23 protein-coding genes and 1 pseudogene are annotated in these 26,812 nt (G+C 71.3%); 14 read left to right on the top strand and 10 right to left on the bottom strand.

Annotation, left to right across the window (positions count from 1 at the left end):
• Positions 1-350: 350 nt before the first annotated feature.
• Both ACSDR0_RS25125 and ACSDR0_RS25120 read right to left on the bottom strand, forming a co-directional pair.
• Positions 351-1,307: a cyclase family protein gene (locus tag ACSDR0_RS25125; RefSeq protein ID WP_435291330.1), complete on the bottom strand. Its 957-nt coding sequence runs from the start codon at positions 1,305-1,307 to the stop codon at positions 351-353.
• 330 nt (positions 1,308-1,637) lie between these two features.
• Positions 1,638-2,462, bottom strand: a complete 825-nt coding sequence (locus ACSDR0_RS25120; RefSeq protein ID WP_435291329.1) for a helix-turn-helix domain-containing protein — start codon at positions 2,460-2,462, stop codon at positions 1,638-1,640.
• A 560-nt stretch (positions 2,463-3,022) separates the two neighbouring features.
• On the opposite strand from ACSDR0_RS25120, the gene ACSDR0_RS25115 reads away from it, so the two are divergent.
• The gene (locus ACSDR0_RS25115) at positions 3,023-4,966 is read left to right on the top strand and encodes a protein kinase domain-containing protein (protein WP_435291328.1); all 1,944 of its coding nucleotides are present in this window, start codon (positions 3,023-3,025) and stop codon (positions 4,964-4,966) included.
• A complete protein-coding gene (locus tag ACSDR0_RS25110) occupies positions 4,963-6,906 on the top strand; it encodes a serine/threonine protein kinase (RefSeq protein ID WP_435291327.1) in 1,944 nt (647 codons plus the stop codon). Before ACSDR0_RS25115 ends, ACSDR0_RS25110 begins: the two co-directional genes overlap by 4 nt.
• Here ACSDR0_RS25110 and ACSDR0_RS25105 read toward each other — a convergent pair.
• Complete coding sequence (locus tag ACSDR0_RS25105; RefSeq protein WP_435291326.1) at positions 6,899-7,798, bottom strand: LysR family transcriptional regulator; 900 nt, start codon at positions 7,796-7,798, stop codon at positions 6,899-6,901. The two genes, ACSDR0_RS25110 and ACSDR0_RS25105, sit on opposite strands and share 8 nt — an antisense overlap.
• Positions 7,799-7,906: 108 nt before the next feature.
• Here ACSDR0_RS25105 and ACSDR0_RS25100 point away from each other — a divergent pair, with 108 nt between their 5' ends.
• Entirely contained in the window at positions 7,907-8,767 is an 861-nt protein-coding gene (locus ACSDR0_RS25100; protein WP_435291325.1) for an aldo/keto reductase, read from the top strand.
• Between the two features lie 146 nt (positions 8,768-8,913).
• Here ACSDR0_RS25100 and ACSDR0_RS25095 read toward each other — a convergent pair whose 3' ends face one another.
• Positions 8,914-10,752, bottom strand: a complete 1,839-nt coding sequence (locus ACSDR0_RS25095) for a discoidin domain-containing protein (protein WP_435291324.1) — start codon at positions 10,750-10,752, stop codon at positions 8,914-8,916.
• Between the two features lie 420 nt (positions 10,753-11,172).
• Between ACSDR0_RS25095 and ACSDR0_RS25090 the strand changes: the two genes are divergently transcribed.
• Positions 11,173-12,783 carry a serine hydrolase domain-containing protein gene (locus ACSDR0_RS25090; RefSeq protein WP_435291323.1) on the top strand — a complete coding sequence of 537 codons (1,611 nt, stop codon included), beginning with the start codon at positions 11,173-11,175 and terminating at the stop codon, positions 12,781-12,783.
• A gap of 129 nt (positions 12,784-12,912) precedes the next feature.
• Here ACSDR0_RS25090 and ACSDR0_RS25085 read toward each other — a convergent pair whose 3' ends face one another.
• Together ACSDR0_RS25085 and ACSDR0_RS25080 are read right to left on the bottom strand one after the other, a co-directional pair.
• A complete protein-coding gene (locus ACSDR0_RS25085; protein WP_435291322.1) occupies positions 12,913-13,557 on the bottom strand; it encodes a response regulator transcription factor in 645 nt (214 codons plus the stop codon).
• Positions 13,548-14,693: a sensor histidine kinase gene (locus ACSDR0_RS25080; RefSeq protein ID WP_435291321.1), complete on the bottom strand. Its 1,146-nt coding sequence runs from the start codon at positions 14,691-14,693 to the stop codon at positions 13,548-13,550. Before ACSDR0_RS25080 ends, ACSDR0_RS25085 begins: the two co-directional genes overlap by 10 nt.
• Before the next feature lie 248 nt (positions 14,694-14,941).
• On the opposite strand from ACSDR0_RS25080, the gene ACSDR0_RS25075 reads away from it, so the two are divergent.
• Positions 14,942-15,457 (top strand): hypothetical protein, encoded by a 516-nt coding sequence (locus tag ACSDR0_RS25075; RefSeq protein ID WP_435291320.1) that lies wholly within the window; start codon positions 14,942-14,944, stop codon positions 15,455-15,457.
• 357 nt (positions 15,458-15,814) lie between these two features.
• Positions 15,815-16,771: pseudogene (locus ACSDR0_RS25070) on the top strand (RNA polymerase sigma factor); the annotation flags it as partial.
• A 37-nt stretch (positions 16,772-16,808) separates the two neighbouring features.
• On the opposite strand, the gene ACSDR0_RS25065 reads toward ACSDR0_RS25070, so the two are convergent.
• Positions 16,809-17,633: an NAD(P)H-binding protein gene (locus tag ACSDR0_RS25065; protein ID WP_435291319.1), complete on the bottom strand. Its 825-nt coding sequence runs from the start codon at positions 17,631-17,633 to the stop codon at positions 16,809-16,811.
• A gap of 274 nt (positions 17,634-17,907) precedes the next feature.
• Complete coding sequence (locus ACSDR0_RS25060) at positions 17,908-18,348, bottom strand: Lrp/AsnC family transcriptional regulator (RefSeq protein ID WP_435291318.1); 441 nt, start codon at positions 18,346-18,348, stop codon at positions 17,908-17,910.
• A gap of 34 nt (positions 18,349-18,382) precedes the next feature.
• Here ACSDR0_RS25060 and ACSDR0_RS25055 point away from each other — a divergent pair, with 34 nt between their 5' ends.
• Entirely contained in the window at positions 18,383-19,270 is an 888-nt protein-coding gene (locus tag ACSDR0_RS25055) for an SMP-30/gluconolactonase/LRE family protein (protein WP_435291317.1), read from the top strand.
• Between the two features lie 134 nt (positions 19,271-19,404).
• Here the strand turns inward: ACSDR0_RS25055 and ACSDR0_RS25050 are convergent, their stop codons facing one another.
• A complete protein-coding gene (locus ACSDR0_RS25050; protein WP_435291316.1) occupies positions 19,405-19,884 on the bottom strand; it encodes an Lrp/AsnC family transcriptional regulator in 480 nt (159 codons plus the stop codon).
• A gap of 108 nt (positions 19,885-19,992) precedes the next feature.
• Here ACSDR0_RS25050 and ACSDR0_RS25045 point away from each other — a divergent pair, with 108 nt between their 5' ends.
• A complete protein-coding gene (locus tag ACSDR0_RS25045) occupies positions 19,993-21,153 on the top strand; it encodes a Glu/Leu/Phe/Val dehydrogenase dimerization domain-containing protein (protein WP_435291315.1) in 1,161 nt (386 codons plus the stop codon).
• Positions 21,154-21,219: 66 nt separating this feature from the next.
• On the opposite strand, the gene ACSDR0_RS25040 is transcribed toward ACSDR0_RS25045, so the two are convergent.
• Entirely contained in the window at positions 21,220-21,621 is a 402-nt protein-coding gene (locus tag ACSDR0_RS25040) for an SRPBCC family protein (protein ID WP_435291314.1), read from the bottom strand.
• Positions 21,622-22,004: 383 nt separating this feature from the next.
• On the opposite strand from ACSDR0_RS25040, the gene ACSDR0_RS25035 reads away from it, so the two are divergent.
• The 6 genes from ACSDR0_RS25035 (at position 22,005) to ACSDR0_RS25010 (ending at position 26,622) form a co-directional block, all read left to right on the top strand.
• Positions 22,005-23,042: a CPBP family intramembrane glutamic endopeptidase gene (locus ACSDR0_RS25035; RefSeq protein ID WP_435291313.1), complete on the top strand. Its 1,038-nt coding sequence runs from the start codon at positions 22,005-22,007 to the stop codon at positions 23,040-23,042.
• Between the two features lie 250 nt (positions 23,043-23,292).
• Complete coding sequence (locus tag ACSDR0_RS25030; protein WP_435291312.1) at positions 23,293-23,613, top strand: hypothetical protein; 321 nt, start codon at positions 23,293-23,295, stop codon at positions 23,611-23,613.
• A gap of 62 nt (positions 23,614-23,675) precedes the next feature.
• Positions 23,676-23,921, top strand: coding sequence for a hypothetical protein (locus ACSDR0_RS25025; protein WP_435291311.1), 246 nt, complete (start codon positions 23,676-23,678; stop codon positions 23,919-23,921).
• Positions 23,922-24,154: 233 nt separating this feature from the next.
• A complete protein-coding gene (locus tag ACSDR0_RS25020; RefSeq protein ID WP_435291310.1) occupies positions 24,155-24,454 on the top strand; it encodes a hypothetical protein in 300 nt (99 codons plus the stop codon).
• A 218-nt stretch (positions 24,455-24,672) separates the two neighbouring features.
• Positions 24,673-25,755 (top strand): sigma-70 family RNA polymerase sigma factor, encoded by a 1,083-nt coding sequence (locus ACSDR0_RS25015; RefSeq protein ID WP_435291309.1) that lies wholly within the window; start codon positions 24,673-24,675, stop codon positions 25,753-25,755.
• 192 nt (positions 25,756-25,947) lie between these two features.
• The gene (locus ACSDR0_RS25010) at positions 25,948-26,622 is read left to right on the top strand and encodes an alpha/beta hydrolase (protein WP_435291308.1); all 675 of its coding nucleotides are present in this window, start codon (positions 25,948-25,950) and stop codon (positions 26,620-26,622) included.
• The last annotated feature ends 190 nt before the right edge of the window (positions 26,623-26,812 follow it).

The raw sequence follows: 26,812 nt of genomic DNA, 5'->3' as shown, positions 1-26,812 counted from the left end.
TCATCGGCACGCTGATCGCCATGGTCTTCCGCTTCTGGGCGCTCCGGAAGTGGGTCTTCCCCGACGAGAAGGCCCAGCTCGGCAGCGTGCGGCTGGCCCCCACTCCCGATTCCACGGACGAGGCGGCTTGATGACAGCGAATCCAGAAGCCGTTTCGGCGGTTGGACTGCTCCATGCCGCTGCTGCGCCCCACGAGGCCGACAGCCAACGCACGCTGCGAACCCCGCCTTGAGGCGCTCGTGCCGCCTGGTTCCCGACCAGCACGGCGTGTTCTCACCGACCACGACCACGACCGCGTTCCAGGTGCGGGCCAGGTCCTTCATGGCGTCGCACCTCCTCGTGAACCGCGGTCAGAATGTGGCGATCGGGTTGACCGGGCTGCCGGACGTACCGGCGAAGCGGACCGGCGCGACCGCGAGGTGGAAGTCCCACTGGCCGAGCTCGGCAGCCGTCGTCGCGCACGCCTCCAGGTCGCAGTTGTCGAGCATCCACAGACCCATGGCGACGAGGCTCACGGCGTGAACCGGCATCAACACGCCTTCGTACCCCGATGGCTGAACGTCCTGGGGGGTGTCGGCGCCGATCAGCGCGACCTCCCGTTCATGCAGCCACGGCAGGCAGGACGCGTGCCACCCGGCCTGCGTGAAACCGCTGACCGCACCGGTCTCGTGCCGGACGCGGCCATAGCCGGTCCGCAGGAGTACCGCGTCGCCGGGTCGCACCCGCACACCCTGGCGACGCTCGGCCTCCTCGAGATCGTCGGGAAACACACCCTGCCCCGGTTCCAACCACGGCACATCCCGCACGCTCGCGATGTCCAGCAGGACACCACGCGTGATGATCCCGTTCGCCGCCGCCGTGACGGACGCCCACGCCGATCCCGTCGCGGCGTCGACCAGCGAGTGCGGCCGCCCGTTGTACATCGTGCCGTCCCAGAAGATGTGGCACGGCGAGTCGACGTGGGTGAGGGTGTTGCCGTGGAACGTGACGCCGAGCCGCTCGGACGAGAAGCCCCAGCGCCGGTCGCTGCGGAATCCGGGCACCGGCATGTCCTCGGCACCCGGCATGTCGGCGGCGCACGGGCACGTCGTCGTCGACCGCTCCATGTCCTCCGGTACGGCGACCTCCCATGCGCACGACACGCTCCTGCCGTGGCGCACGGCCCGCGCCGCCGCCAGCCGGACGTCGTCGGTGATGTGGTTCAGAGTGCCGAGCTCGTCGTCGTCGCCCCACCGTCCCCAGTTCGACAGCGTGTCGAAGTACCCGAGCACGTCGTCCTGTGTGGGTATCGGTCGCCCTGCCGTCATCCCAGCATCGACTCCTCCGGTCACGTGGTTCGAGGCACCGCAGGCAGGGTATCCCGCCCTCTCCTTTGACATGACCTCGCCGGGACCGGAGAGACGGTGTGAGCAACCTCGATCCCCCGGCGAGGCCCATGTCAATCCCCATCCGCCTCGGCGACTCACCACCCGTTACGCGCGGAACTTCTGGATAGGCGCTTGGAACCGGTCTCCTACGGCACGACGAGACCAAAGGCGACAACGGCGTTCGTCGTCCGCGACCGCCGGAGCCGGGAGTTCCGGCGCCCGTACTGCGAGCCGCGCGTCCTCTTTCTCTCGGCGGGGCGGCCGGGAGGCTCAGGTCTCCTTGAGGGCGCGGTGCAGGAGGGCCGTCGTCGCGGCCGGTTGCTCGGCTTCGATTCCCAGGCGGTTCATGACGTGCCAGTAGCGCTCGACGTCGGCGAGCTTGTCCAGGTAGAGGGCGCCGGTGAGCTGTTCGAGGTAGACAATGTCGGGCAGCTCCCCCTCGGGGAAGCGCAGGATGGCGGTGGTGCCCGTCGCCGCGGCGGCCGCCCCGGCGCTGAACGGCATGACCTGGAGGGTGACGTGGCCGAGCTCGGCGACCTCCGTGAGGTGCCGGATCTGGTCACGCAGCACCTTGGGGCCTCCGACGGGGCGATGCAGCACCGCCTCGTCGAAGACGCTCCAGAGCGTGGCGGGCTCCTGCCCGGTGAGGAGCCGCCGGCGCTCCATCCGCAGGGCGACGCGGCGCTCGATCTCGGACTCGGGGGCACCGGCGCAGGCGGGCCTGATGAGGGCGCGGGCGTATTCCTCGGTCTGCAGCAGCTCGGGGACGAACTGGACGTCGTAGCTGCGGATGAGAGAGGCGGCCTGCTCCAGCCCGAGGTAGGCGTCGAACCAGGAGGGGACCACGTCGGCGTAGGCGTGCCACCAGCCGGGCCTGTTGGCCTGCGCGGCCAGGGCGAGCAGCGGGGCGCGCTCGTCGTCGTCGACGACCCCGTAGAGGGTGAGGAGGTCGGCCACGTCGCGCTGCTTGAAACCGGTCCGCCCCAGCTCCAGGCGGCTGATCTTGGAGTGCGACGCGCGGATCGCCTCCCCGGCCTCCTCGCGCGTGATGTGGCCGTTCTCGCGCAATCGGCGGAGCTGCGCTCCCACCAGCATGCGGACCACGGTGGGCCCGGCCTGCCGGTGATCCGGGTTCTGACCGTCGGCTTGTTCGCTTGTCGCCCGAACAATGCGCAAGTTCGCTCCCTTTAACCGCGAATGGCCAGCCTATGAGTCTTCAAGACTTTCACGTCCAGGCCCTTTCCCGCAGTGAGACACGGACTCCGCAGAGTGAATCGGTGCCGTTCCCCCACGGAACGGCGAGATCGCGGAAGCCTGGACGGAAACCCGGAAGGTCCCGCCGAGCAGGTCACCGCGCCCGCCGCCCACACATCACACCGCACACACCGGACTGGACACTGCACCGCACCACATAACGTACCGCGCCGCATATACAAGGCCGGAATACACCACACGCCACACACTGCACAAAACCATACATCGAGCCACGCCACACCGCGGACCAGACCATACGCCACACCCCGGGCCACACCGCCCCGGAACCGCACTCGGCACTCGCAGAAGTTCGCATCTCTTCTCCCGAGTTCTCCACTTTATGCGGCTAGATCCTCATAATTAGTGATCTCTAATGGACTCCTCCGAGAGGAAGCCAGGGCATGCCCGATATCGGCCCCGTACGGGCGGGGGATCCCGAACGCGTGGGCGAGTACCAGGTCGCAGGACGGCTGGGAGAGGAGGTCTACCTCGCCACGGCCCCCTCGGGGGACCGGGTGGTCGTGCGGCTACTCCCCGGGGACGTGAGCCCCGAGCGGTTCCGGGAGGCGATGGAGCCGCTGCGGGAGATACCCGCCTTCTGCACGGCACAGGTTCTGGACAGCGGGCTGAACGGCGGGGTGGACGGCGACAGGCCGTACATCGTGAGCGAGTACGTCGACGGCCCCACCCTGGAGGAGGCCGTGGCCTCCGAGGGCGTCCTGGAGGCGGCCGCGCTGCACCGGCTGGCCGTCGGGACGATGACCGCCCTGGTCGCCCTCCACCAGGCGGGTACGGTCCACGGCGACCTGCGTCCCGGCAGCGTGGTGTTCGGTCCCGACGGACCACGGGTGATCGACCTCGGCATGGCGCGAGCTCTGGAGGCGACCGCGTCCAGCACGACCCGCAAGGTCGACGTCCCCGCCTACAGCTCGCCGGAGAGGCTCATGGGCACCTCCCCCGGCCCCGAGGGAGACCTGTTCTCGTGGGGGGCGACGATGGTCTTCGCCGCCTCGGGACGCTCCCCCTTCGACGCGGAGACGATGTCGGGCACGGTCAACCGCATCGTCAACGACGAGCCCGATCTCGGCGCGCTCCCCGACGACCTGCGCGAGCTGGTCACGGCCTGCCTCGCCAAGGACCCCGCGCCGCGGCCGACCGCGAGCGACGCCCTGCTCCGCCTGGTCGGCGGGTTCCTGACCTCCGACCAGGTGCCCCCCGATCTCCCCGCGCCCGACGCCCCCTCCACCCGGCCGCTGCGGCGTACCCGCCCCGCGCTGCTGGTCGCGGGCGCGCTGGCCGTCGCCCTCGTCTCCGGCGGCGCGGTCTACCTGGCGGTGTCGGGGGACCCGGCGCCGGTGGCCGCTCCGCGCCCCGCCCGGAGCACCGCGCAGGGCGCGCTCGCCCCGGCCTTCACCCCCCAGCCCCAGCTCAGCCCGAACGTCACGGAGGCGCCCTGGGAATCGGTGGAGAAGGCCACCAAGGACATCGAACTGCCGGGGACGGGCATCACCCTGCACGAGAACCCGAAGGACACGATCAGGCTGGGCGGCTACCTGCACGCCAAGTCGCCCTTCTCCTCGTTCGCCAGGGAGAAGGGCAAGGAGACCTTCAAGCAGGTGACCAGCGCCCTGCAGCCGGTGCTGTCACCGCAGGGCGACCTGGTGGCGCTGAACCCGTTCGGGAAGTTCGCCGAGTCGTCCTTCGACTACGTGAGGATCCACGACCTGAGGAACGGCTCCCAGTTCAACGTGCCGACCGTCGAGCGGCCGCTGGAGGGGCACAGTCCCGTGTGGTCGAAGGACGGCTCCAAGGTCCTGCTGTCGGTACGGGAGCCGGACAAAGAACGGTCCGAGGGGTTCGTGGTGGTGGACGTGGCGGCGCGCAGGGCCACCTACGTACGCACCGAGTCCATCGGCGCCGAGACCCTGCCCTTCACGTTCGCGCCGGACGGCTCGGTCGCGCGGGGATACTACGACGGCAAGAGCTACGGGGTCGACTTCTACGGCCCGAACGGGCAGGTCATCCGGACGATGCACTGGGTCGGCCAGCCGCGCTCCACCAGCTGGTTCTCCCCCTCCGGCAAGCTCTTCTCCACGGTGTGCCCCAAGGGGGGCGCCGTGTGCGTGTGGGACTCGGTGAGCGGCAACCGGCGCTACACGCTCGCCGTCCGCGACGACGCCCGGATCCTGGGCTGGTTCAACAACAATCACCTGCTCATCCAGAACCCGGCCAAGAAGGGTTCCAAGATCGAGGTGGTCGACCTGTACGGCGCATCCGTCCGGGTGCTCGCCGACCTCAAAAAGGGCGACACGGCCTTCCTGAGCTTCACCGCGGCGGCCGGATGACCAGGATCCTGCCCCCGGCTCCCGGCGATCCCGACCGCATCGGGCCGCACCGGGTCACCGGCAGGCTCGGCCGCGGCGGGCAGGGGACGGTGTACCTGGCGGAGTCCCCCTCCGGGGCGCGGGTCGCGGTGAAGGTGCTCGGCAGGGGCGGCGGCGAGCAGACCCTGACGCGCTTCCACCGCGAGATCGAGCTGGCCCGCCGGGTGGAGGCCTTCTGCACCGCGCGGGTGCTGGAGCACGGCGAGGCCGGCGGCATGCCGTACATCGTCAGCGAGTACGTCGACGGGCCCAGCCTCGCCCAGGTCATCGACGAGCGGGGGCCGCTGCGCGGGGCCGAGTTGCGCAGGCTGGCGATCGGTACCGTCACCGCGCTGGCCGCCATCCACCGGGCGGGCGTCGTGCACCGCGATTTCAAGCCCGCGAACGTGCTGCTCGCCCGCGACGGCCCCCGGGTGATCGACTTCGGCATCTCCCGCGCGCTGGACGCCACCGCGACGCTCTCCGACCACCTGGTCGGCACCCCTCCGTACATGGCGCCCGAGCAGTTCGACGGTCGCGAGGCGGGACCGTCGGCCGACCTGTTCGCGTGGGCGTCGACGGTGGTGTGCGCGGCGACGGGGGAACCGCCCTTCGGGACCGGCCCGCTGCCCGCGGTGATCCACCGGATCCTGAACGCCGAGCCCGTACTCGGTTCCCTGGACGACGAGCTGCGCGAACTGGTGGGCGAGTGCCTGGCCAAGGACCCGCGAGCGCGCCCGGCGGCCATGCCTGCGCTGCTGAGGCTGCTAGGCCATCCGGCGGAGCAGCCGTCGTACGGGACGGGTCACGAGGTGCTCGGCGAGGGCAGGAAGCAGGCCGCTCCCCCGACGGCACGGCGGCGCGCCTCGCGCCCGGTGATCGCCGCCCTCGCCGCGCTGGCGCTCGCGGCGGCCTCCGGCGTCGCGGTCCTCGCGGTCCGGGCCGCGGGGACGGAGGAGCCCGCGAAGGTGGTCGCGGGGGGTACGGAGGGCACCCCCTCCCCGCCCGCGAGACCGGCGATCGGGACGATGCCCACCACCTCGACGACCGACCTGCGGCTCCCGGGAACGAAGATCACCCTGAGGGAGAACCCCGCGGACCCGGAGCGGGTCACCAGCTACCGGGACTCGCGCGGGGAGGCCAACGGCAGCCCCGTCTATCTCCGGCGGGGCGACACCTCGGAGTTCAAGTTCGTGGGAACGTTCATGACCGCCCTGGCCGCGCCGGGGGGAGCGCGCGTCGCCGTCAACCCGGACTACAAGCCTCCGGAGGAGTTCGACCTGATCAGGGTGGTGGATCCGGCGGGAGGGCCGGAGACCCGGATCAGGACCGTCGACACCCCGCTGAAGACCTACAGTCCCCGCTGGGACCGGAACGGGACGAGGATCCTGCTGACGATCTACGAGGGCCTGGACGAGGAGCAGCGCTCCAGGGGCTTCGTGATCGTGGACGTGATCTCGGGTACCGCCCGCGTCGCCCGGGTGCCGGGCGACGACCACCGCTCCGACTACCTCTGGGGCGCCGACTCGGCCTCGGTCATCCACTCCGGGCCGGACGGGTCGGTGCGCTTCTACCGCCTGGACGGCACGCTGCTGCGAACGGTCCCGAAGGTGGGCGAGCTGGTCAGGGACGACGTCAGGGACACCTCGCTCGGAAAGGTCTTCACGACGCGCTGCCACGACAGGCCCCGCGACGCCTGCCTGTGGGACGCCACCACGGCGACGCGCGAGGCCGTCGTCCCGATCAAGAAGGGGATGACCTTCAACGGCTGGCTGGGCGACCGTCACTTCCTCGGCACCGTGACCGAGAGGAAGACCACGAAGGTCGTCATGCTGGACCTGCGGGGAAAGATCGTGCGCGTCCTCGCGGACGGCCCCGCCGCGGAGCTGAGGGAGATCAGCCTTTACTACACGCTCAAATGACCGGCTCGGCAGCGGTCCGGCCGCTCCTCGCCTCGTGGACCTCGCGCAGCAGCGCGGCGGCGGCCGCGCTCGTCGGGTCACCCGTCACGGTGACGGTCTCCCAGGACGGCACGGCCCCGGCGAGCCCGACGAAGCGCACCCGGTCGGTCTTGACCGCGAAAGACTGCGGCACGAGTGCCACGCCGAGCCCGAAGGTCACCAGGTCGAGCAGCGAGTGCACGTCGTTCACCTCCAGCGAGACGTGGCGTTCGACGCCGGTGGCGGCGAACACGTCGTCGACCAGGTCACGGGTGCCCCAGTCCGGCTGGAAGTCCACGAACCGCTCCGCCCCCAACTCCGGCAGTTCGACCTTCTCCCTGGCCGCGAGCGGGTGCTCTGGCGCGCAGGCGAGCACGAGCGGCTCGCCCGCGAGCGGCTCGACCACGACGTCGTCGAGGCGCCGGGACGGGCGGGAGACGAACGCCAGGTCCAGCCGTCCCGCGCGCACCTGCTCGATCAGCTCGCCGGATCCCCCCTGGCGCAACCGGATCTCCAGACCGGGGTACGCGGCCAGGAAGCGGGCGAGCACGGCCGGCAGGTGCACCGCGTGCAGGCACTGCAGCGAGCCGATGGCCAGGCTGCCGCGGAGCAGGCCCCGCACCGCCGCGACGGCGTCCCGCGCGGCGTCGGTCGCCGACAGCGCCCGCCTGGCCTCGACGAGCAGCGCCCTGCCCGCGGGGGTCAGCTCGACCTGCCGGGTGCTGCGCAGGAACAGCGAGGTGCCCAGCTCGCGCTCCAGCGAGCGGATCGAGGCCGACAGGCCGGACTGGGCGACGCGCAGACGGTTGGCCGCCCGCGTGAAGTGGCACTCCTCGGCGACGGCGACGAAGTATTCCAGCTGCCGTAGTTCCATGATTCATCACCGGGATCGCTTAAAGGCATCAGTTTCTTCTATTGGACAGCTTAATCGGGGCAGGAGAGGGTGAGGGCTGTACCAACCGATCTCCGAGGAGGAACTCCCATGCAGACACGCCGCATCGGCGACGTCCAGGTCAGCGCGATCGGTCTCGGCGGTATGCCGATGTCGATCGAGGGGCGCCCCGACGAGCAGCGTTCGGTCGCGGCGATCCACGCCGCGCTGGAGGCGGGCGTGACACTGATCGACACCGCGGACGCCTATCACGTGGGCGCGGACGAGGTCGGCCACAACGAGTCCCTGATCGCCCGCGCGGTGGCCGGTTACGGCGGCGACACGTCCGACGTGCTGATCGCCACGAAGGGCGGCCACGTGCGCCCCGGCGACGGCTCGTGGACCCTGGACGGCTCCCCGGACCACCTGAAGCGGGCCTGCGACGCGTCACTCGAACGCCTCGGCGTCGAGGCCATCGGGCTCTACCAGTTCCACCGGCCCGACCCGAAGGTTCCGTACGCGGAGTCGGTCGGGGCGATCCGCGACCTGCTCGACGCGGGCAAGATCCGCTTCGCGGGCGTCTCGAACGCCGACCCCGACCAGATCCGGCTGGCCAACGAGATCCTCGGCGGGCGGCTGGTGAGCGTGCAGAACCAGTTCTCGCCGGCGTTCCGCTCCAGCGAGCCCGAGCTGGAGCTGTGCGCGGAGCTGGGCATCGCGTTCCTGCCGTGGAGCCCGCTGGGCGGGATCTCGCAGGCCGGCGAGCTGGGTTCGCGGTTCGCCGTGTTCGCGGACGTCGCGCGGGCGCACGAGGTGAGCCCGCAGCGGGTGTGCCTGGCGTGGATGCTCGCCAAGGCGCCGGTGGTGATCCCGATTCCGGGCTCCTCGCGTCCGGAGACCATCCGCGACTCGGTCGCCGCGCTCGACGTGAAGCTGTCCGCCGAGGAGCTGGCCCGCCTCGACGCGGCCTGACGAGACGCGCTCCGGCGGCGGACCGGCACCACTTCGGTGCCGGTCCGCCGCCGGTTCGGTGCCGGTTCCCATCGGCCGGGCCGGGCGCCTCACCCCTGCGGCCGGTCAGGAACGGCGGTCCGTCCTGACCGGCCCCGTACGGGGCGTCAGGAGGGATAGACCTCGAAGGAGGAGAGCTGCCCGGCGGGCCAGCCCGTGTTGCCGGTGATGTTCAGCCGCACGAACCTCTTCGTCGTCGTCGGGATGGTGATGGTCACGGTGTTGCCGGTGGCCGGGTTGAAGACGTAGCCCCGTGACGGCACGACGGTCTCGAAGTGGTTGTCGGGTGAGACCTGCACCGACAGCGTCTGGGTGCGCGTGCCCCAGGCGGCGGACGGCGGCAGCTTCAGCACCAGGCGCCCGACGGGGGTCTGCGCGCAGAGGTCGACGGTGATCCACTGGGGGAAGGAGTTGTTGGCGCTCTCCCAGTAGGTGTTCGCGTTGCCGTCGACGGCGTTGGACGCCACGTAGTTCTGCGTGGTGCTGCTGGCGGTGATCACCTTGTTCCGTGCCAGGTCGCCGGTGCCCGGGGAGCACCCGGGCGGGGGCCCGGTCGTCGCGGTCACCGTGCCGGAGGGCGGCGAGGTGTTCTGCGCGGCGTCCCTGGCGACCACGTAGAAGCTGTAGGAGGTCGACGGCGTGAGACCGGTGACGGTGAACGACGTTCCCGCGGTGCTGCCCACCTTGACGTCGGTGGCACCCGCCTCACGGTAGACGTCGTAGCCGGTCACCCCCACGTTGTCGGTGGCCGCGTTCCAGCCCACCGTGATGCTCGTGCCGGACGCGGGGACGGCGCGCGCGGCGCCCGGCGCGGTGGGAGGCTGGGTGTCCGGCTGGCCGCCGGCCCTGCGGGTCTCGAACTCCGTCGCCCAGTACTTCGTCCGGTCCAGATACGCGGTCTCCGCCGCGGTCCCCGTCCTGCCGTACGCGCCGTCGAACGTCTGGTAGCCGAATCCGGCGGGCGGGGTGGAGTCGGCGGGCTCGATGGAGCTGCCCTCGTGCCACTCGTTGAACGAGGTGATGGAGACCCAGGTCGGCAGGCCGCCCTTGGCCGGGTCGAGGGCGTTGGACCACTCCAGGTCGTAGGTGGCGCCGTTGGCGCGGCCGAGGGTCGGGGTGGTGTTGCCGGGCACCGCGCGGTCGTCGATGTAACCGGGGGCCACCGAGGGCGCCCAGATCAGGTTGTTCTGCTTGGCGTACGCGCTCGCGTTGGCCCAGCCGGGCGCGGTGGCGCCGGCGATCCCGTCGTAGGTGTACATGCCGGAGAAATGCGCGATCTTCGACGTGTCGGTGGTCTGGGCGAGTACGATGTTGCCCGCGGTGACCTGGTCGAGCACGGCCCAGTCGGTGATCCTCAGGCTCTCGAACACGTAGAACGCCGCCCGGTCGCCGTGCTCGGCGTCACGGTAGAAGGCCGGGTGGGAGCCGTAGCGGGTGTTGATGTAGCGGATGTCCTCGACGGTGGAGGCCGCCGTGCGCCCGCCGTACGGCTCCAGGTGCCAGGCGACCTTGACGCCGTACTGCGCGGCGGCGTCCATCACGCCCTGGGTGAGCCTGTCCTCGAAGCTGTCGCGGCCCCACCAGCTGTAGACGATGACGCCGACCCCGGCCTGCTTGATCCACTGCATGTGCCTGGTGACGGCGCCCGCGTAGTCGCCCGAGTCGTAGGCGCCCAGGGTGGGATACAGGTCGGCGCCCACATCGTTGGGCGGGGTGTGACCGCCCTGCTGCCAGTGCCGCCAGTCGCCGCTCGTCTGGGGGTTGCCGTACCAGGAGTAGTAGAACAGGTGGACGTTGGAAGACTGCTCGGGGACGGCCGCGCCGCGCGCCGGGAGCGGTGCCTGGGCTCCGGCCCAGCACAGGGCGGCCAGCAGGAGTGCGAGGACGATCTGGGCGCGTCGCCCGGTATGGCGTAAGCGGCCGGCAAATTGGTCGGATGTCTTCATCGGCTGACCCTTCGTCACGCGGGGCCGGATCGCCGCGGTCGGCGGGGCGTGCGGGTCACCGCGATCCAGCCGGGTGGGGGGCGGAGAGGCTACCGCCGTCACCGGGGAGATCGGTGGACGGCGTTGTGCACACCATAAGATGGCAGATAGGTGTCCGCAATGTTTCTACTTCTTTTCGCAAAAATACGCCTACTGCACGGCTTTGCACGATGAACCCACCGGTAGAGACTGACAGGTGTGACAGTCGAGGCGGACGAGGACAACACTTGCCCTGGAACGGCCCGATGTTTCACCTCACGCTCGCCACCGGAGCCCGCGGAGCGGCGGCGCGTCCCCACCCTGGGACCTGTGGTTTTTCGCAGGGGAACGCGGAGGGATCTCGCAATGGTCCGGACGAGGCGGCGTTTGTAGCGTCGACCGGTGCCCGAATTCAAGACCATGAACAGCCCGCTCCCCTGGCGCGTCGCGAGAGGCCTCCCCCCGATCCGCGCCGCCGCGCTCGCGGCGACCCTCCTGACGGCGGTGACAGTGACGGCGACGGCGACGACCGCGCCGGTGGCGGCCTTCGCGGGGACGAGTCCCGCCACCGGGGAGACCCGGGAAACCGGAAAAACCGAGGGGACCGGTGATGTCGGTCCCGCGTCCGTCGACCGTTTCGTGAACGCCTACCGGGAGGCGACCGGCCTGCCGGGAGTGGCGGTCGCCGTCACCAAGGGGGACGAGGTCGTCCACGTCGCCGGATACGGCCGTACCGCCTCCGGCGCCCCCGTCACGGCGGACACCCCCATGGCGATCGCGTCGCTCAGCAAGTCCTTCACCTCCATGGCCGTCATGCAGCTGGTGGAGAAGGGAACGGTCAGGCTCGACGAGCCGGTGCGCGTCCGGCTCCCCGAGTTCGTGATGGCCGATCCCCGGGCGGCGCGCATCACCGTCCGCCAGCTGCTGAACCAGACCTCGGGCATGGCCGACCAGGCCTTTCCCGAAAGAAGCCTGCCCCAGCCCCGCTCACTCCGCGAGGCCGTCGCGCGGCTGAGGGGGGCGAGGCTGGCCGCCGACCCCGGCACGCGGTGGAGCTACCACAACACCAACGCTCAGGTCGCCGCGCGACTGGTCGAGGTCGCCGGCGGCATGCCCTTCGCCGCTTACCTCCGGGCGCACGTGTTCGGCCCGCTCGGCATGCGGAACAGCACCACGATCGACACCGAGCGCGACCTTCCCGCCAGCGCGCGGGGTCATCTCCACCTGTTCGGCGCCACGCTCGCCCTTCCCGAGCCCCCGGGGTTCGGCAACGGCTCGGGCGGGGTGATCAGCAGCGCGAGGGACATGGCCCGGTGGATGATCACACAGAGCGGCGAGGGGGTCGGTCCCGGCGGCGTCCGTGTCGTCTCCGCCGCGAGCGTCGCGGAGATGCGCACCCCGTCCAAGATCAACGACTCCTACGCCCTGAGCTGGGCGATCGGCACGACCGCGAAGGGCTCACCGGTCGTCGGGCACGGCGGCGACCTGCTCACCGCGACGGCCCAGCAGACACTCCTGCCCCGGTCGGGATACGGCGTCGTGGTCATGGCCAACACCGGCACCGCGTACGCCGACAGCGACGCCATCGCGGACGCGCTGGTCGCCATGGCCGAGGGAGAGGAGCCCGAGGCGCCCCCCTCGGTCTCCCCGTCCCTCGTCATCGATCTCGCCATCGCGGCGGCCGTCGCGGTGACGCTCCTCCTGGCGGGGCGCGGGCTGGCCCGTTCCCGCCGGTGGGCGGCGCGGCGCGCCGGGCGTCCGGTGTGGCGCGCGGCGGCGCGGCTGCTGCCGTACGCGGCGCCGGGGGTGCTGTGCCTGACGATCACCGACGTCTTCGGGCTGCTGGCCAGGGGAAAGGACATCACCTGGACGCAGGTGGCCTACCTCTACCCGTCCTTCATGATCTGGCTCGTCCTCGCCACCGGGGCCTGCGTGGCCCTGATCCTCGTACGGGCCGGCCACCTGGTACGAGCGCGCCGGACGCCCTCACCCGGCGCGCCCGCCGGCCCCTGACGCGGGCGCGGACGGTCCCCCTGACGGACGCGGGCGGGCCTGGTCCGCCGGCACGGGCGCGCGCCAGGCGACGGCACAGGGCTCCGGGCTCCGGGCTCCGGGCTCCGGGGAAGGCGATCACGGCGCCGCTCAGCCGTCCAGGTAGCGCAGGATGGCCAGGACGCGCCGGCTGTAGCCGGGGGTGCGGGACAGCCCGAGCTTGTCGAAGATCGCGTTGACGTGCTTCTCCACCGCGCTCTGCGACACGTGCAGACGCTCGGCGATCGCGGCGTTGACGAGGCCCTGGGCCAGCTGCTCCAGCACCTGGGTCTCCCGCCGGGTGAGCCTGCTCAGCGGGTCGGCGCGGACGGTGCGGGCGAGCAGCCGCCGGACCACCTCCGGATCGAAGACCGCCCCGCCCGCGCGGACCCGCTCCAGCGACTCCAGGAACTCGCCCACCTCGGTCACCCGGTCCTTGAGCAGGTATCCCAGCCCTTCGGGGGTTCCGGCGAGCAGCCGCGCGGCGTAGGTCGTCTCGACGTACTGCGACAGCACGAGAACGCCCACGTCCGGCCAGCGCTCCCGGATCGTCAGTGAGGCCCGCAACCCCTCGCCCGCCTGGCCCGGCGGCATGCGCACGTCCACGATCGCCACGTCGGGGCGGTGCTCGTCCACGGCCCTGAGCAACTCCTCGGAGTCGCCCACCGCCGCCGCCACCTCGTGACCCGCCTCCTCCAGAAGGCGGACCAGGCCCTCGCGGAACAGCACGGAGTCATCGGCGAGGATCAGGCGCACGGCGGCTCCCGGCGTTCGGACCCGCCGCGGGGCAGCGTCGCCGTGATCCTGGTCGGGCCACCCGGAGGGCTGTCCACCTCGAAGACGCCGTCCAGCGCCAGGACCCGCCGCTCCAGCCCGGACAGCCCGCCACCGGCGGGATCCGCTCCGCCCCGGCCGTCGTCGGAGATCTCGGCGGTCACGGCGTGCTCGTCCTCGCTCAGGACCACCAGGACGCGCCGGGCACCCGCGTGCTTCGCGGCGTTGGCGATGGCCTCGCGGGCCACGAAGTACAGGGCCGTCTCGATCTCGGACATCGGGCGCTCCGCGAGGCCGTGGCGGACGGTCACCGGCACGCCCGCCCGTTCCGCCACCCCGGCCAGGGCCGCGCGCAGGCCCAGCTCGTCCAGGGCGGCCGGGTAGACCCGCCAGGCCACGTCGCGCAGCTCGTCGAGGAGGCGGCGTGACTCCGCGTAGGCCTGGTCCACGAGGGCGGTGACCGCGGCCGGGTCGGCGCCGTGCCGCGCCCGGCCCAGCAGCATCCCCAGGGCCACGCCCCTCTGCTGGACGCCGTCGTGCAGGTCGCGCTCGATGCGCCGCCGCTCGTCGTCGACGGCCCGCACGATGCCGCTGCGGGTGGCGGTCAGCTCCGCGATGCGGCGGCGCATCGCCTCCCGCTCCCCCGGACCGGCGAAGTACGCGGCCAGCCGCCGCTCCGCGACCACCGTCGCCGCGCCCCACAGAGCGGACAGCCCCAGCAGGACCAGCCCGTAGGCGGTGCCCAGCGGCCCGCTGTCGACCGTCAGGCGCACGCCGGGATACCTCAGCGGGACCTCGTACGACGCGTCGGAGAGCAGTCCCCCGACACCGCCGGACAGGAACAGCAGGCCGACGAAAAGACCGACGAAGGTCAGATAGCTCGCGAACGTGCCGAACGTCGCCCGCAGCGCGAGATAGCCGTACCCGCTCCTCACCGGCACCGCGTGGGCGTCGTGGTCGAACCACGCCGCCAGCCGGGCGCCTTCCAGCGCGACCAGCCGCGCCGTCCCCGCCGCCGCGAACCGCCGGGCGGCGCGCCGGCCCGCGGGCCACGCCCACAGGATCGCGACCAGCACGCCCGCGACGCACAGGAAGCCGAACCCGGCGGCGCCCGTCACGATCCCCGCGGCCAGGCCTGTGACGCGCCGGTCGTGGCGCGGCGTTCGTCCTCGGCGTCATTGACATCAGATGAATTGTATTGACCTTCCTTCGGTCTCCGAATGACGCCGAAAACGGCGTTGACCACCGAAACCAGGCGAGGCCACGGCTCGGAGCCGGAAGGCCTACACCTATACGAAAGATCCGAAAGGCATCCGTAGCCACAAATCACGTTGACCGGCCACCAGGGATTGGTCATATTTGCGCAATGATTCATCGACGTCCCCTCGTGGGAGTGATCCTCGCGTCCGTCCTGCTGACCGGCTCCGTCGCCGCCCCCGCGGCCGCGGCCGCCTCGACCCGGGAAACCGTCGCCGTCTCCTCGACCGGGACGACCGCGCGACCGGGTAACGGGAAGATCCTTTACGACCGCATCAGCGGCGGGCGAGGCAAGCTGAAGGTCAAGAACGGCACCAGCAGGGACGCCGTCGTCACATTGGTCCGTGGCAGGTCCAAGGCGATCAGCATCTACATTCGCGCCCGGTCCACCGCCTCCATCTCCGATGTCAGGGACGGCACCTACACCATCTTCTTCACCTCCGGCCACAGCTTCGACACCTCCAAGAGGAGGTTCACCCGCGCCCCCTCCTACCAGCGCTTCACCAGCCGGCTGAGGTTCACCACGACCGCCACCAGCTCGACCATCTGGACCCTGACCCTCAACCCCGTCATAGGCGGCACCGCCCGGACGACCGGCGTCAACCCGAACGACTTCCCGGCCTGATCCGGCGAGGTCCGGCCCCCGCTCCCCCACCCCGTACGCCCGGTACGCCCCGTCACCACGGCAACGCCCGCAGTGTCGCCGGAGGAGCCGCCGGGCCGTCCTTCCCAGCCGGAAGGGCGGCCCGGCGCCGGACGGGCGGGCCCCGCTCCTCGCAAGCGCTTCCGGCGGCGTAAGCTATCCGCTCCCAGCGAAGAACACGACGGCGAGCCAGGCGCCACAGCACACCGCCACGGGACGTACCTTGAACTGCACGGGTTGTTGTATCTGATCAGACCTGGGGAAGGTGTGAACGCCATGGAAGCCGCCACCGTGGAAGGCACCGTTGAAGTTGTCGAGGCTGAGGAAGAAGAAGTCGTCCTGACCGACGACGACGAGATGCCCGCAGCCCTGGAGGCGAGCGTCGGAGCGAGCACCGACCCGGTCAAGGACTATCTCAAGCAGATCGGCAGGATCCCCCTTCTCAACGCCGAGCAGGAGGTCGAGCTCGCCCGGCGCATCGAGGCCGGGCTGTTCGCCACCGAGCGGCTCAACGAGGGCGACCGGCTCCAGCCCGACGTGCGCGCGGAGCTCGAATGGCTCGCCGAAGACGGCCACCGCGCCAAGAACCACCTGCTGGAGGCCAACCTTCGCCTGGTGGTGTCGCTGGCCAAGCGCCACACCGGCCGGGGCATGCTGTTCCTGGACCTGATCCAGGAGGGCAACCTGGGGCTGATCCGCGCCGTGGAGAAGTTCGACTACACCAAGGGATTCAAGTTCTCCACGTACGCCACCTGGTGGATCAAGCAGGCGATCACCCGGGCTCTCGCCGACCAGGCCCGCACCATCCGCATCCCCGTGCACATGGTCGAGGTCATCAACAAGCTGGCGCGCGTGCACCGGCAGATGACGACCGACCTGGGCCGCGAGCCCACCCCCGAGGAGCTGGCCGTGGAGCTGGAGATGACCCCGGAGCGGGTCGTCGAGGTCCAGGGATACGGGCGGGAGCCGATCTCCCTGCACAGCCCGCTGGGCACCGAGGGCGACAGCGAGTTCGGCGACCTCATCGAGGACTCCGAGGCGATCACCCCCGAGGACGCGGTGGCCTCCGCGCTGCTGCAGGAGCAGCTGCACACGATCCTGGAGGCGCTGTCCGAGCGTGAGGCCGGGGTGGTGGCGATGCGGTTCGGGCTCGGCGACGGGCGGCCCAAGACCCTGGAGGAGATCGGACGTGCCTACGGGGTGACCCGCGAGCGCATCCGGCAGATCGAGTCCAAGACCATGACCAAGCTGCGCCACCCCTCGCGCTCGCGGGCCCTGCGCGACTATCTGACCTGATCGGCCCCGGCCCCTCCCGGCACCTGAGCCTGGCCGCTCAGCCGGCCGTACGGGCGATGAGGGCGGTGACCGTCTCCTCCAGGCCCGACGGCGGCCGGTCCAGCAGGCGCGCGAGGTCGGGGCCTGTCGCGGCGAGGGCGCCGGCGCGCACCGCGGGGAACACGCCCCCCAGCCAACCGGCCTCCGCGTCGGTGATCTCCCGATGCTCGACGGGCCTGCCCAGGGCGCGGGTGAGGACCTCGGCGAGCTCCGGGTAGGTCCAGAGCGGGCCGCGCAACTCGTAGGTCGCGTTCTCGTGCCCGGAGCCGGTCAGGGCGGCACTCGCCGCCAGCGCCAGATCACGAAGCCTCGCGGTGTTGAGCGGCTGCCCGCCGGTGGAGGAGGTGATCTCACCGCTCTGCCCCGCCTGCGCCAGCGCGGCGCCCAGGAACGCCTCGGAGTAGAGGGCGTTGCGCAACACGGTGTAGGCCGACCCCGCCTCGCGGAGCGCCCTCTCCGTCACCGTGTGGTCGGCGATGGGTCCCCGGCCGTCCTCCGCGCCCGCGCCGCTGGTGTAGACGACGCGGCGCACCCCCGCCCGGACGGCGGCGTCGACGACGGTGCGGTGCTGCCGCACGCGGACCCCGGGCGTCATGTCCGAGCCGGACACCAAGAGCAGCACGCCGACCCCGGCGAGCGCGGCGTCGACGGAGGCGGCGTCGTCATGATCGCAGTGCCGCACCTCGACGCCACGGCCCGGCAGGTCCCCCGCCCTCTCCGGGGCGCGGGCGAGCGCGACGAGGTCGCGGGGAGGGACCCTGGTGAGCAGGTCCTCGATGACGAGACGTCCGAGATTGCCCGTGACACCGGTTACAGCGATCATGGTCAACGGTGTTTCCTCTTCTCTTCTGCGGCTTCCCCGCGGCCTTCCCGCCAGTTCCGCGCTGATTTCGTGCCGATCCCGCTCCGGTCCCGTGCCGGTTCCGCGCGGACGGCCCGTCGGCGACGGCGGGGAGATGCCCGGGGAGCGTACCGGCGAAGGCATACCGGCCGCCTCGGATTTAATTCCCGCCACCGCACCACCCCGCCACCGCACCCCCGCACCCCCGCCCCCCCGCGGAAGGCGGTCGTCCGGTCTCCGGGGACCGTTCGCGCACCTAGTGAGGGACGTACAGGCCACGCTCGAAGAAGCTCTCCAGCACCATGATGGTCCGCGTCCCGGCCACGCCCTCGATCTCGAAGATCCTGCGCAGCACGTCCTGCAGCTCCCGCGTGCTCGCCGTGCGCACCTTGACCAGCAGTGACGCCGGGCCCGCGACGACGTGTGCCTCCTCGATCTCGGGAATCGCCAGCAGTGCCTCGCCCGTCGCGCCCATCCACGTCCTCCCCTCCACGAGGACGAACGACAACACTCCCCTGCCCACGGCGACGGGATCGACCTCGATGGTCGTCCGCCGGATCAGCCCGCGTTCGCGCAGCTTGCGCACCCGCTCATGCGCGGCGCCGCTCGACAGCCCCACCGCGGCGCCGAGCGCGGCGTAGGCCTGGCCGGCGTCGGCCTGAAGAAGACCAATCAACATCTTGTCTATATCATCCATAGCCGTATCATATTCCGTGATCAAGGAGGGTCGCATGATGGAATCCATTCCGGCGGAGTTCGAGGTGCTCGACGAGCGATTCGTCGGCGTCGGAGGCGACGAGCGGATCGAGCGGATCTACCACGGTTGCCGATGGGCCGAAGGTCCCACCTACGTCCCGGCGGGTCGCTACCTGCTGTGGAGCGACATCCCCAACGACAGGATGCTCCGATGGGATGAGATGACCGGGAACGTGGGCCCCTTCCGCACCCCCGCGGGCTACAGCAACGGCCACACCCTCGACCGGCAGGGCCGGCTGGTCTCCTGCGAGCAGGGCAACCGGCGGGTGACCCGTACCGAGCACGACGGCTCCATCACGGTCGTCGCCGACAGATGGGAGGGCAAGCGTCTCAACAGCCCCAACGACGTGGTGGTCAGATCGGACGACTCGATCTGGTTCACCGACCCCAGTTACGGCATCACCAGCGACTACGAGGGGCACCGCGCCGAGAGCGAGATCGGCGACGACCAGGTTTACCGCGTCGATCCCGGCAGCGGAGAGGTCACGGTGGTGGCCGACGACTTCGCCCGCCCCAACGGCCTGGCCTTCTCGCCGGACGAGTCCCGGCTCTACATCGCCGACACCCATCACAGGCATCTGCGGGTCTTCGACGTACGCGGCGACGCGCTGGAGAACGGCGAGGTGCTCGCGGAATGCTCGGCGGGCGGCTTCGACGGGATCAGGCTCGACACCGCCGGCCGGATCTGGGCGGCGACACACGAGGGAGTGCACTGCTTCGACCCGGACGGTACGTTGATCGGCAAGCTCAAACTTCCCGAGAAGACCTCCAACCTGGTCTTCGGCGGCCTCAAGCGTAACTGGCTGTTCATGACGGCCTCCAGCTCGGTCTACGCGATCATGACCAACGTCCGCGGAGCGTGATCCTTCCCGGGCGGGGCCGGGATGGCGGGAACGCCTCCCGCGACCCATCCCGCGACGGCGCGGGGCGGGTCGCGCGCGGCGGGGACATGCGTGTGGCCGGATGAGCCCGTACTCCCCCGGCGGAGGCCCCGCGCTCAGCTCGCGGGTGTGGGCGATACGTCGGGAAGCCTGGCCGGGGCGGTGTCGTGGACCTGCTGGAAGATCACCGACGTGCGGAATCCGGCGATCTCGCGGCGTTTGCTGAGCCGGTCCAGAAGGAAGGCGTGCAGGTGGTCGAGGTCCTGGACCGCCACGTGGAGGAGGAAGTCGTCACCACCGGCCAGCACGAAGACGCTGAGAACCTCGGGCAGGGCGTTCGCGGAGTCCTTGAAGGTGTCGATGACGGCGCGGCTGAGCGGGCGCACCTGCACGGAGACCAGAGCCTGGACACCGCGGTTGAGAGCCGCGGGGTCGATGTCGGCGTGATAGCCGCGGATCACCCCGCGGCGGGTGAGCGCCCTCACGCGTTCCAGGCAGGTCGAGGGCGCGACCCCGAGTTTGCGGGCCAGCTCACGATTGGACTGCCGCGCATCCGTTTGGAGAAGCCGGATGATCTCCGAATCAAGTTCGTCCATGACCGGTATTTTGCCGGTCATTCCGGCCATGCGTTCGATCGGAACCCTGGTCCGCGACCGAATGCCCGACCCTTGGACCCTGACGTCGCTCACATGAAGGGGTGCCACATGCCTGAGTTCGACCACGAGCAGGTCGCGGTTCACACCGGGCCGCGCTCCGGCCTGCCCGTCATCGTCGCCGTTCATTCGACGGCGCTCGGCCAGGCGGTCGGCGGATGCCGGATCTGGCACTACCCCGACTGGCGGGACGGCCTCACCGACGCGTTGCGCCTGTCGGCCGGCATGACCGCCAAGTGCGCGGTGGCCGGACTGGCCAACGGCGGCGGCAAGACCGTCGTCGCCGTACCCGCGGGGGTCGAACTCGACCCGGTCCGCCGCCGTCACGTGCTGTACGACGTCGCGGACGTCATCGACTCCCTGGACGGCCGGTACGCGACCGGCCCGGACGTCGGAACCACGCCGGCCGACATGGCGGTCATCGGCGAGCGCACCCCCCACGTGTTCTGCAGGCCGGAGCGACAGGCCGGTAGCGGCGACTCCTCGCCGCACACCGCGGCCGGGACGCTCGCCGCGCTGCGCGCCGTCAGCCGGCGGATCCACGGCACCCCGAGCCTCACCGGCCGTCGCCTGGCCGTGGTCGGCCTGGGCAACGTCGGCGAGAGACTCGTCCGCCTGCTCGCCGCCGAGGGAGCCGAACTCCTGGTCGGCGACATCGACCCCGGCAAACGGGCACTGGCCGACGAGGTCGGCGCCACCTGGGGCGAGCCCGCGCGGGTCGTGACCGCGGACGTCGACATCCTGGTCCCCGCGGCCCTCGGCGGCGTCCTCACCGAGGAGATCGTGCCCGACCTGCGGTGCGCCGCCATCGCGGGGCCCGCGAACAACCAGCTCACCGTCCAGACCGTCGCCGACCTGTTGCACCGCCGCGGCATCATCTGGGTGCCGGACTACGTCGCCGGCGCGGGCGGAGTGATCCACGCCCTCACCGTCGAGCTCGGCAACGGCACCGCCGACGAGGCACTCACCCGCGTCCGGAACATCGAGGAGACCGTCAGCGTCCTGCTGGCCAACGCCGAACGCGCAGGCACCACCCCCGCCCGGGCCGCGTCCGAACTGGCCCGGCTCCGCCTGCGCGCGGCCGCCGCCTCGCACCGTTCCCGGCCCGGCCCCACCGGTGAGAGGCGACAGCCCGCCATGGGTGATCGCGGATACCACGCCGCCGTCCGCCCGAGCCACGACGCCGTCGCCGAGAAGGCCCGCCGGGACTGAACCGGTCCGGTGTGCGGTCATGCCGGCCACTGAACCGGTCCGGTGTGCGGTCGTGCCGGCCGAGGATCAACCACCCTGCCGGTCCACCAGGCCGGCCAGCCGCTCCAGGCTGTCGTCGAGCGCCCTGTCGGCGGCGTCCCCCGGCGGGGCGTGCTCCTCGTTGAAGAAGGACAGGTGGATCGTCACCTCGCTCCCGGCGTCGCCGATGCCGGCCACCTGGAGCCATCCGGCGTAGCTGCCGTCGTCGCGGGTGCCCCACTCCATCCGGAGCTGGTCGCGCTCGGTGCGCAGCAGCGCGCGGAAGTCCTGCCCGGCGGCGTCCTCGTGCACCGTCACCGCGGGCGGATCCTCCGCCTGTACGTGCAGGTCGCGCGGGAGCCACTCGTCAAGGCTGTCCAGGTCGCTCGCCCGGTCGAACGCCACCTCCGGCGGCGCGGCGATCGTACGGGAACGCTGGTATTCGCTCATCTCGATCCCTCCGGTGTGGAGACTCCGGCTTCGGCCCCGGGAAGGTTGCCCGCCGGTCGTGGACGTTGATCGACGACCTACCCCACCTCGCGGGGTCCATCCACGAAAGCGCAGGTCAAACCAGATCCGGAGGGTGCGGGGCCTTCACCGGGATCGCCCGCCGAGCGCCTCTGACACCCTTTGGAGGAACGGCGCGAAGCCGGGCGTCCGGCGGAACCGAACGGCGGCGGGTGTCGTTGTGCGGGGAGAGGTACCGAGATCGTGGCACGGAGAGATCGTGGCGCGAGGAGATCGTGGCGCGGGGAGGGAGCGTCGAGCGCGATGAGGCACGTCCCACCACTGACCTCATAAACTCCGTGAATCCATCGAAACGGAATGAAGCCATGCACGTCCCCCAGGACCCCCGGCCCGAGGCGGCGCCCCTCCAGCCTCCCGGCCCACCGCCCTACCGGCCCGGTGCGCCCGACACGTCCGGCGTTCCCGCTGGGTACTTCCCGCCCCCGCCGCGGCCCGGCCCCTGGCTGGTGGCGGCACCGCCGGGCAGCAGCTACGACCGGCTGGCGCGCACCCGCCTGCACGCCTGGTGGCGGCCGGTGCTGGGCACGGTCGCGGGCCTCGCGGGCCTCATGCTGGCCGGACTCGCCGTCATCCTCGGCGGTGCGACGCTCGGCGTGATCGTGGGCGCCGAGATGGGCGGATCCGACGGGCAGATCTTCACCGACCCGGTGCTCGACCTGGGGATCAACCTGCTGTCGATCGCGGCCGTCCTGCCGATCGTGTACGGCGTGGTGGCCTGGATCCAGCGGCGCCCGCCCGGCACCCTCTCCTCGGTCACGGGCCGCCTGCGGTGGCGATGGATGGCGTGGTGCATGGCGGTGGCGACCGGCGCCGTGGTGCTGGGCCAGGCCACGGTCGCCGTCACCTACGTCGCCACCGGGGAGGACCTCGGCGACCTGTTCGGCTGGGTCGGCTGGGAGCGCTTCCTGCCCGCCCTGATCGTCACCCTGCTCCTGGTGCCCTTCCAGGCCGCGGCCGAGGAGTACGTCTTCCGGGGGTGGCTCATCCAGGCGTTCGGCGCCTTCCTCTCCAACCCGTGGCCGGGCATCCTGCTGAGCGCCGCCGGTTTCACCGCGGTGCACGCCTATATCGACTGGGGCATCCTTGACGTTTTCGCCTTCGGATTGCTGATGGGCTGGCTGGCGGTGCGGACCGGGGGCCTGGAGGCCGCCATCGCCCTGCACGTGGTCAACAACGTGCTGGCGTTCGGGGTCAGCGGAGCCGACGGGAGCCTGTCGGAGGCGCTGAAGCAGGGGTCGGTGCCCTGGCAGACCCTGGCGGGCACGGTGGTGCAGCTGGGCCTCTACGCGATCGTGGTGCTGGTCATGGTCAGAAGGCGGAGAATCGAGACGATCTCCCGCTGACGCCCCGGCGACCGCCGCTCGGATCGCTCACGGCGGAGCGATGGCCACCTCCTGAAATCACCCACGGCGGACCGGCGACGGCCACCTGGAATCGCCCATCCCCGGAGCGAGGGAGACCCACCCTAGATCGCGGGTCCGGCAAAACCCGCTGAGAGGGCCGGCGGGGAGGCATCTCACAGGGCGCAGCGTGTTTCGACTTTCCAACAAGAAAGACGATTACTCAACGCATTCATTCCACTACTCTGAGGGCATGCCCCCCACCCAGGTGACGACCTACACTCACGGCATGGGCGAGAACGCGTTCGAGGTCCCGTTGGACGAGGCAGACGGTCACCTGCCCGATGTCATCAGTGCCGCGGCCGAGCGCAACGCCATCGCCTACCTCACCGATCATGGCCGCCGCGTGGCGGCGATCGTCCCCGCCGACGAAGCCTGGTACTGGACCTCCGGCTGGCAGTCCGCCGAGGCCGAGGCCGACGCGGACACCCGGGAGGGCCGCGTGCGAACGTTCGACAGCACGGACGACATGTTCGCCGAGATCGACGCCGTCCGCGGAGACGACCCACGGTGAGATACGCGCGCACGGCGTCCTTTCTGCGGGACGCGTCACGGCTTCCCCCCGAGCACTACGCCATGTTCAAGGACGCCGTCTACAAATACTTTCTCCCCGCCATCGAGCAGGGGGCACACACCGGCCGTGTGCCATGGCCTGCGAGGCTACGCGTCCACAAACTCACGGACACCGACGTCTATTCGCTGACATGGAACTTCACCTCCCCGGACGGGCGCGCCACTTTCCGCTTCGAAACCGCTGATGACGGTGAGCCCGTCCTACTGTGGCGCCGGGTCGGCGATCATTCGATCTACCACCACCCCTGACCCACAGGCGCACCGCGTCAGAGTGATCCGCCCCGCGATCGCCCGCCTTCCGTGTCGGCGCCCTGTCGGCCGCGTGGAAAACCGGTCGGCGTCCCGCACTCCCATCTCCCTCGCCGGACGAACGACGCGTCCACCGGTTGGCGACGACAACTTCACACACCACGGATCACCCGGACCTTCTGGACGTCCACATCCGGGCACTTCCGTATCCGGCGCGGTTCACGAACTCGTAGGTGCCCGCGGGCCCGGTCACGGAGGCCGGGGCGCCGCACGTCCTGGAGTACGAGTGGCTCCATGACGGCGAGCCCGCGGGACGGGTGCGCTGGGAGCTCGCGCACGACCCCGCGCGGGGCACCCGGGTCGTGCTGACGCGGACGGTTCCCGCGCGACCGGCCGATCTCCGCGCGAGGGCGCTCGCCGCCTGGCAGGCGCACCTGGAGGTGTTCTTCGCGACCGTCCAGGGCGAGCCCCGGCCCCGGCCCGAGGGCCGCGTCGAGGAGCTGCGCGAGCTGTACGAGCGCCGCCTGGGCTGACGCCTGGCCGTCCGGCGCCGTCAGGGAGGTGCCCGTCACCGGCCACCGTCCGGGAACGTGGCGGAAGGCACGGCGCTCAGGGCCCCCGCGCGGTGGAGGCGGTCCCGGACCGCCCTGTCACCGACGAGGCCGGGGATGGGGCCACGTTCGGGAGAGCGCCCCCGACCCGGTGGAGCTAACGTGTCGTCCATGTACTCGGGCGGAGCGTGGACGAGGCGATGACCGAAGAGGGCGCGCTGGTCGCGGCTGCCCTGGCGGGCGACGACCGGGCGTTCACCGGGCTCGTCGAGCGCCACCGGCGGGAGTTGCGGGTGCACTGCTATCGGATGCTCGGCTCCTTCGAGGAGTCCGAAGACCTGGTGCAGGAGACGTTCCTGCGGGCGTGGCGCGGGCGCGGGACCTTTCAGGGCCGTTCCACCGTCCGCGCGTGGCTCTACCGGATCGCGACGAACGCGTGCCTGGACTTCCTCGACCGGCACCCCCGCCACCCCCGGCCTCATGACGCGGGACCGGTACGGCGCCCGCGGCCGGGCTCGCCGCCGGCGGATGTCCCGTGGCTGCAGCCCTACCCGGATCGGCTGCTGGAGCCGATCGCGTCCGACGGCATGGAGCCGGACGCGGCCGTGGTGGGCAGGGAGACCATCGAGCTGGCGTTCCTCGCCGCCATCCAGCACCTGCCGCCCAGGCAGCGGGCCGCGCTGATTCTGCGCGATGTGCTCGGCTGGTCCGCCGGGGAGACCGCCGCGCAGCTCGAGACCAGTGTCGACTCGGTCAAGAGCGCCCTGAAACGAGCGCGGTCGACCCTGAGGACCCACCTTCCGGAACGACGTCTCGAATGGGCGCCGTCGACGGCTCCGACCGCTCAGGAGCGTGAGCTGCTGCGACGCTTCATGGACGCCCACGACAGAGCCGACCCCGCCGCCCTGGCGGAGCTGCTGAGCGAGGACGTGCGGATGACGATGCCTCCGCTTCCGTTCTGGTTCTCCGGTCGCGACGCGGTCGAGGCCTTCGCCGTACACGCCTTCGGCCCCGGTTCGCCGCTGCACGGGGGGCGGTGGCGGAGCGTGCCCACCCGGGCGAACCGGCAGCCCGCGGTGGCGGGCTACATCCGGCTGCCGGGCGAGTCCGCCTATCGGGCCCAGGTGCTCAACGTGCTGAGGATCGCGGACGGGAGGATCACCGAGATCGTCGTCTTCGAACCGCGCCTGCTGGCCGCGTTCGGGTTGCCGCCGACCTTGCCATCGGCACCCCCCACCGGCACCCCCACCGGCACTGCCGCCAACCCTGTCGCCGGACAGTGACCCCTTTCTGGAACCTCTCCCGTCTCAACGGTGAACGACCGCGACGAGCGCGGTCGACCGCCGTTGAGGAGCACGCACGATGACGATCGACGATCACGAAGCCGTGGTGACGCCGCCGGGCGACGTACGCCCGCCGGACGGCGGCGTGGCACGGGGCCCGCTCGCGGACACCCGCCGGGAGGACCGCTCGGCATGACCACCTACGTGTTGATACCCGGCGCCGCGGCCGACTCGTGGTACTGGCATCTGACGGCCGCCGAGCTGCGTGCGCGCGGTCATGGCGTGGTCACGCCCGACCTGCCCTGCGACGACGACTCGGCCGGGCTTTCCGAGTACGCCGACGCGGTGGTCGACGCCGTCGGCGACCGTACCGGCCTCGTCGTGGTCGCCCACTCCTTCGGCGGGTTCACCGCGCCGCTGGTGTGCCGGCGGGTACCGGTGGAACTCCTCGTGCTGGTGACGGCCATGATCCCGGCGCCGGGCGAACCGCCGGGCGACTGGTGGGCCAACACCGGCTGGGAGCGGGCGAGGCGGGAGCGCGACGAGCACGACGGCCGGGCACCGGACGACGACACCGCCCTGTTCTTCCACGACGTCCCGCCCGGCCTGGTGGTGGAGGCCGGGAAGAGGGTCCGTGACCAGTCGTCCACCCCCTTCGCCGACCCGTGGCCGCTCGCCGCCTGGCCGTCCGTGCCGACTGCGTTCCTCCTGTGCCGCGACGACCGCTATCTTCCCGCCGAGTTCATGCGCCGCCTCGTCAGGGAACGCCTGGGAGTGGTCCCCGAGGAGATGGGCGGGGGCCACAACGTCGCCCTCAGCCGTCCCGGGGAACTCGCCGACCGTCTGGAGGCGTATCGCCGGAGGTGAGCCGGCCGGGTGCGCCGTGACGCCGGCGCGATCCGGCACCGGGCCGAGCCGCGACGCACCGGACGCGCGGCGTGGCGCGTCCCGAACCGAGCCACACCGGACGCGCGGCGTGACGCGGTCCGGACCGAGCCACACTGGACGCGCGGTGTGGCGCGGTCCGGACCGAGCACCCCGTGTACGTGATGACCGG

The sequence above is a fragment of the Streptosporangium sp. G11 genome (assembly GCF_051192615.1).
In the GTDB taxonomy this organism is placed as follows: Bacteria; Actinomycetota; Actinomycetes; order Streptosporangiales; family Streptosporangiaceae; genus Streptosporangium.
Note: the sequence above shows the minus strand (reverse complement) of the source record. Positions and strands in the feature narration are given on the sequence as shown.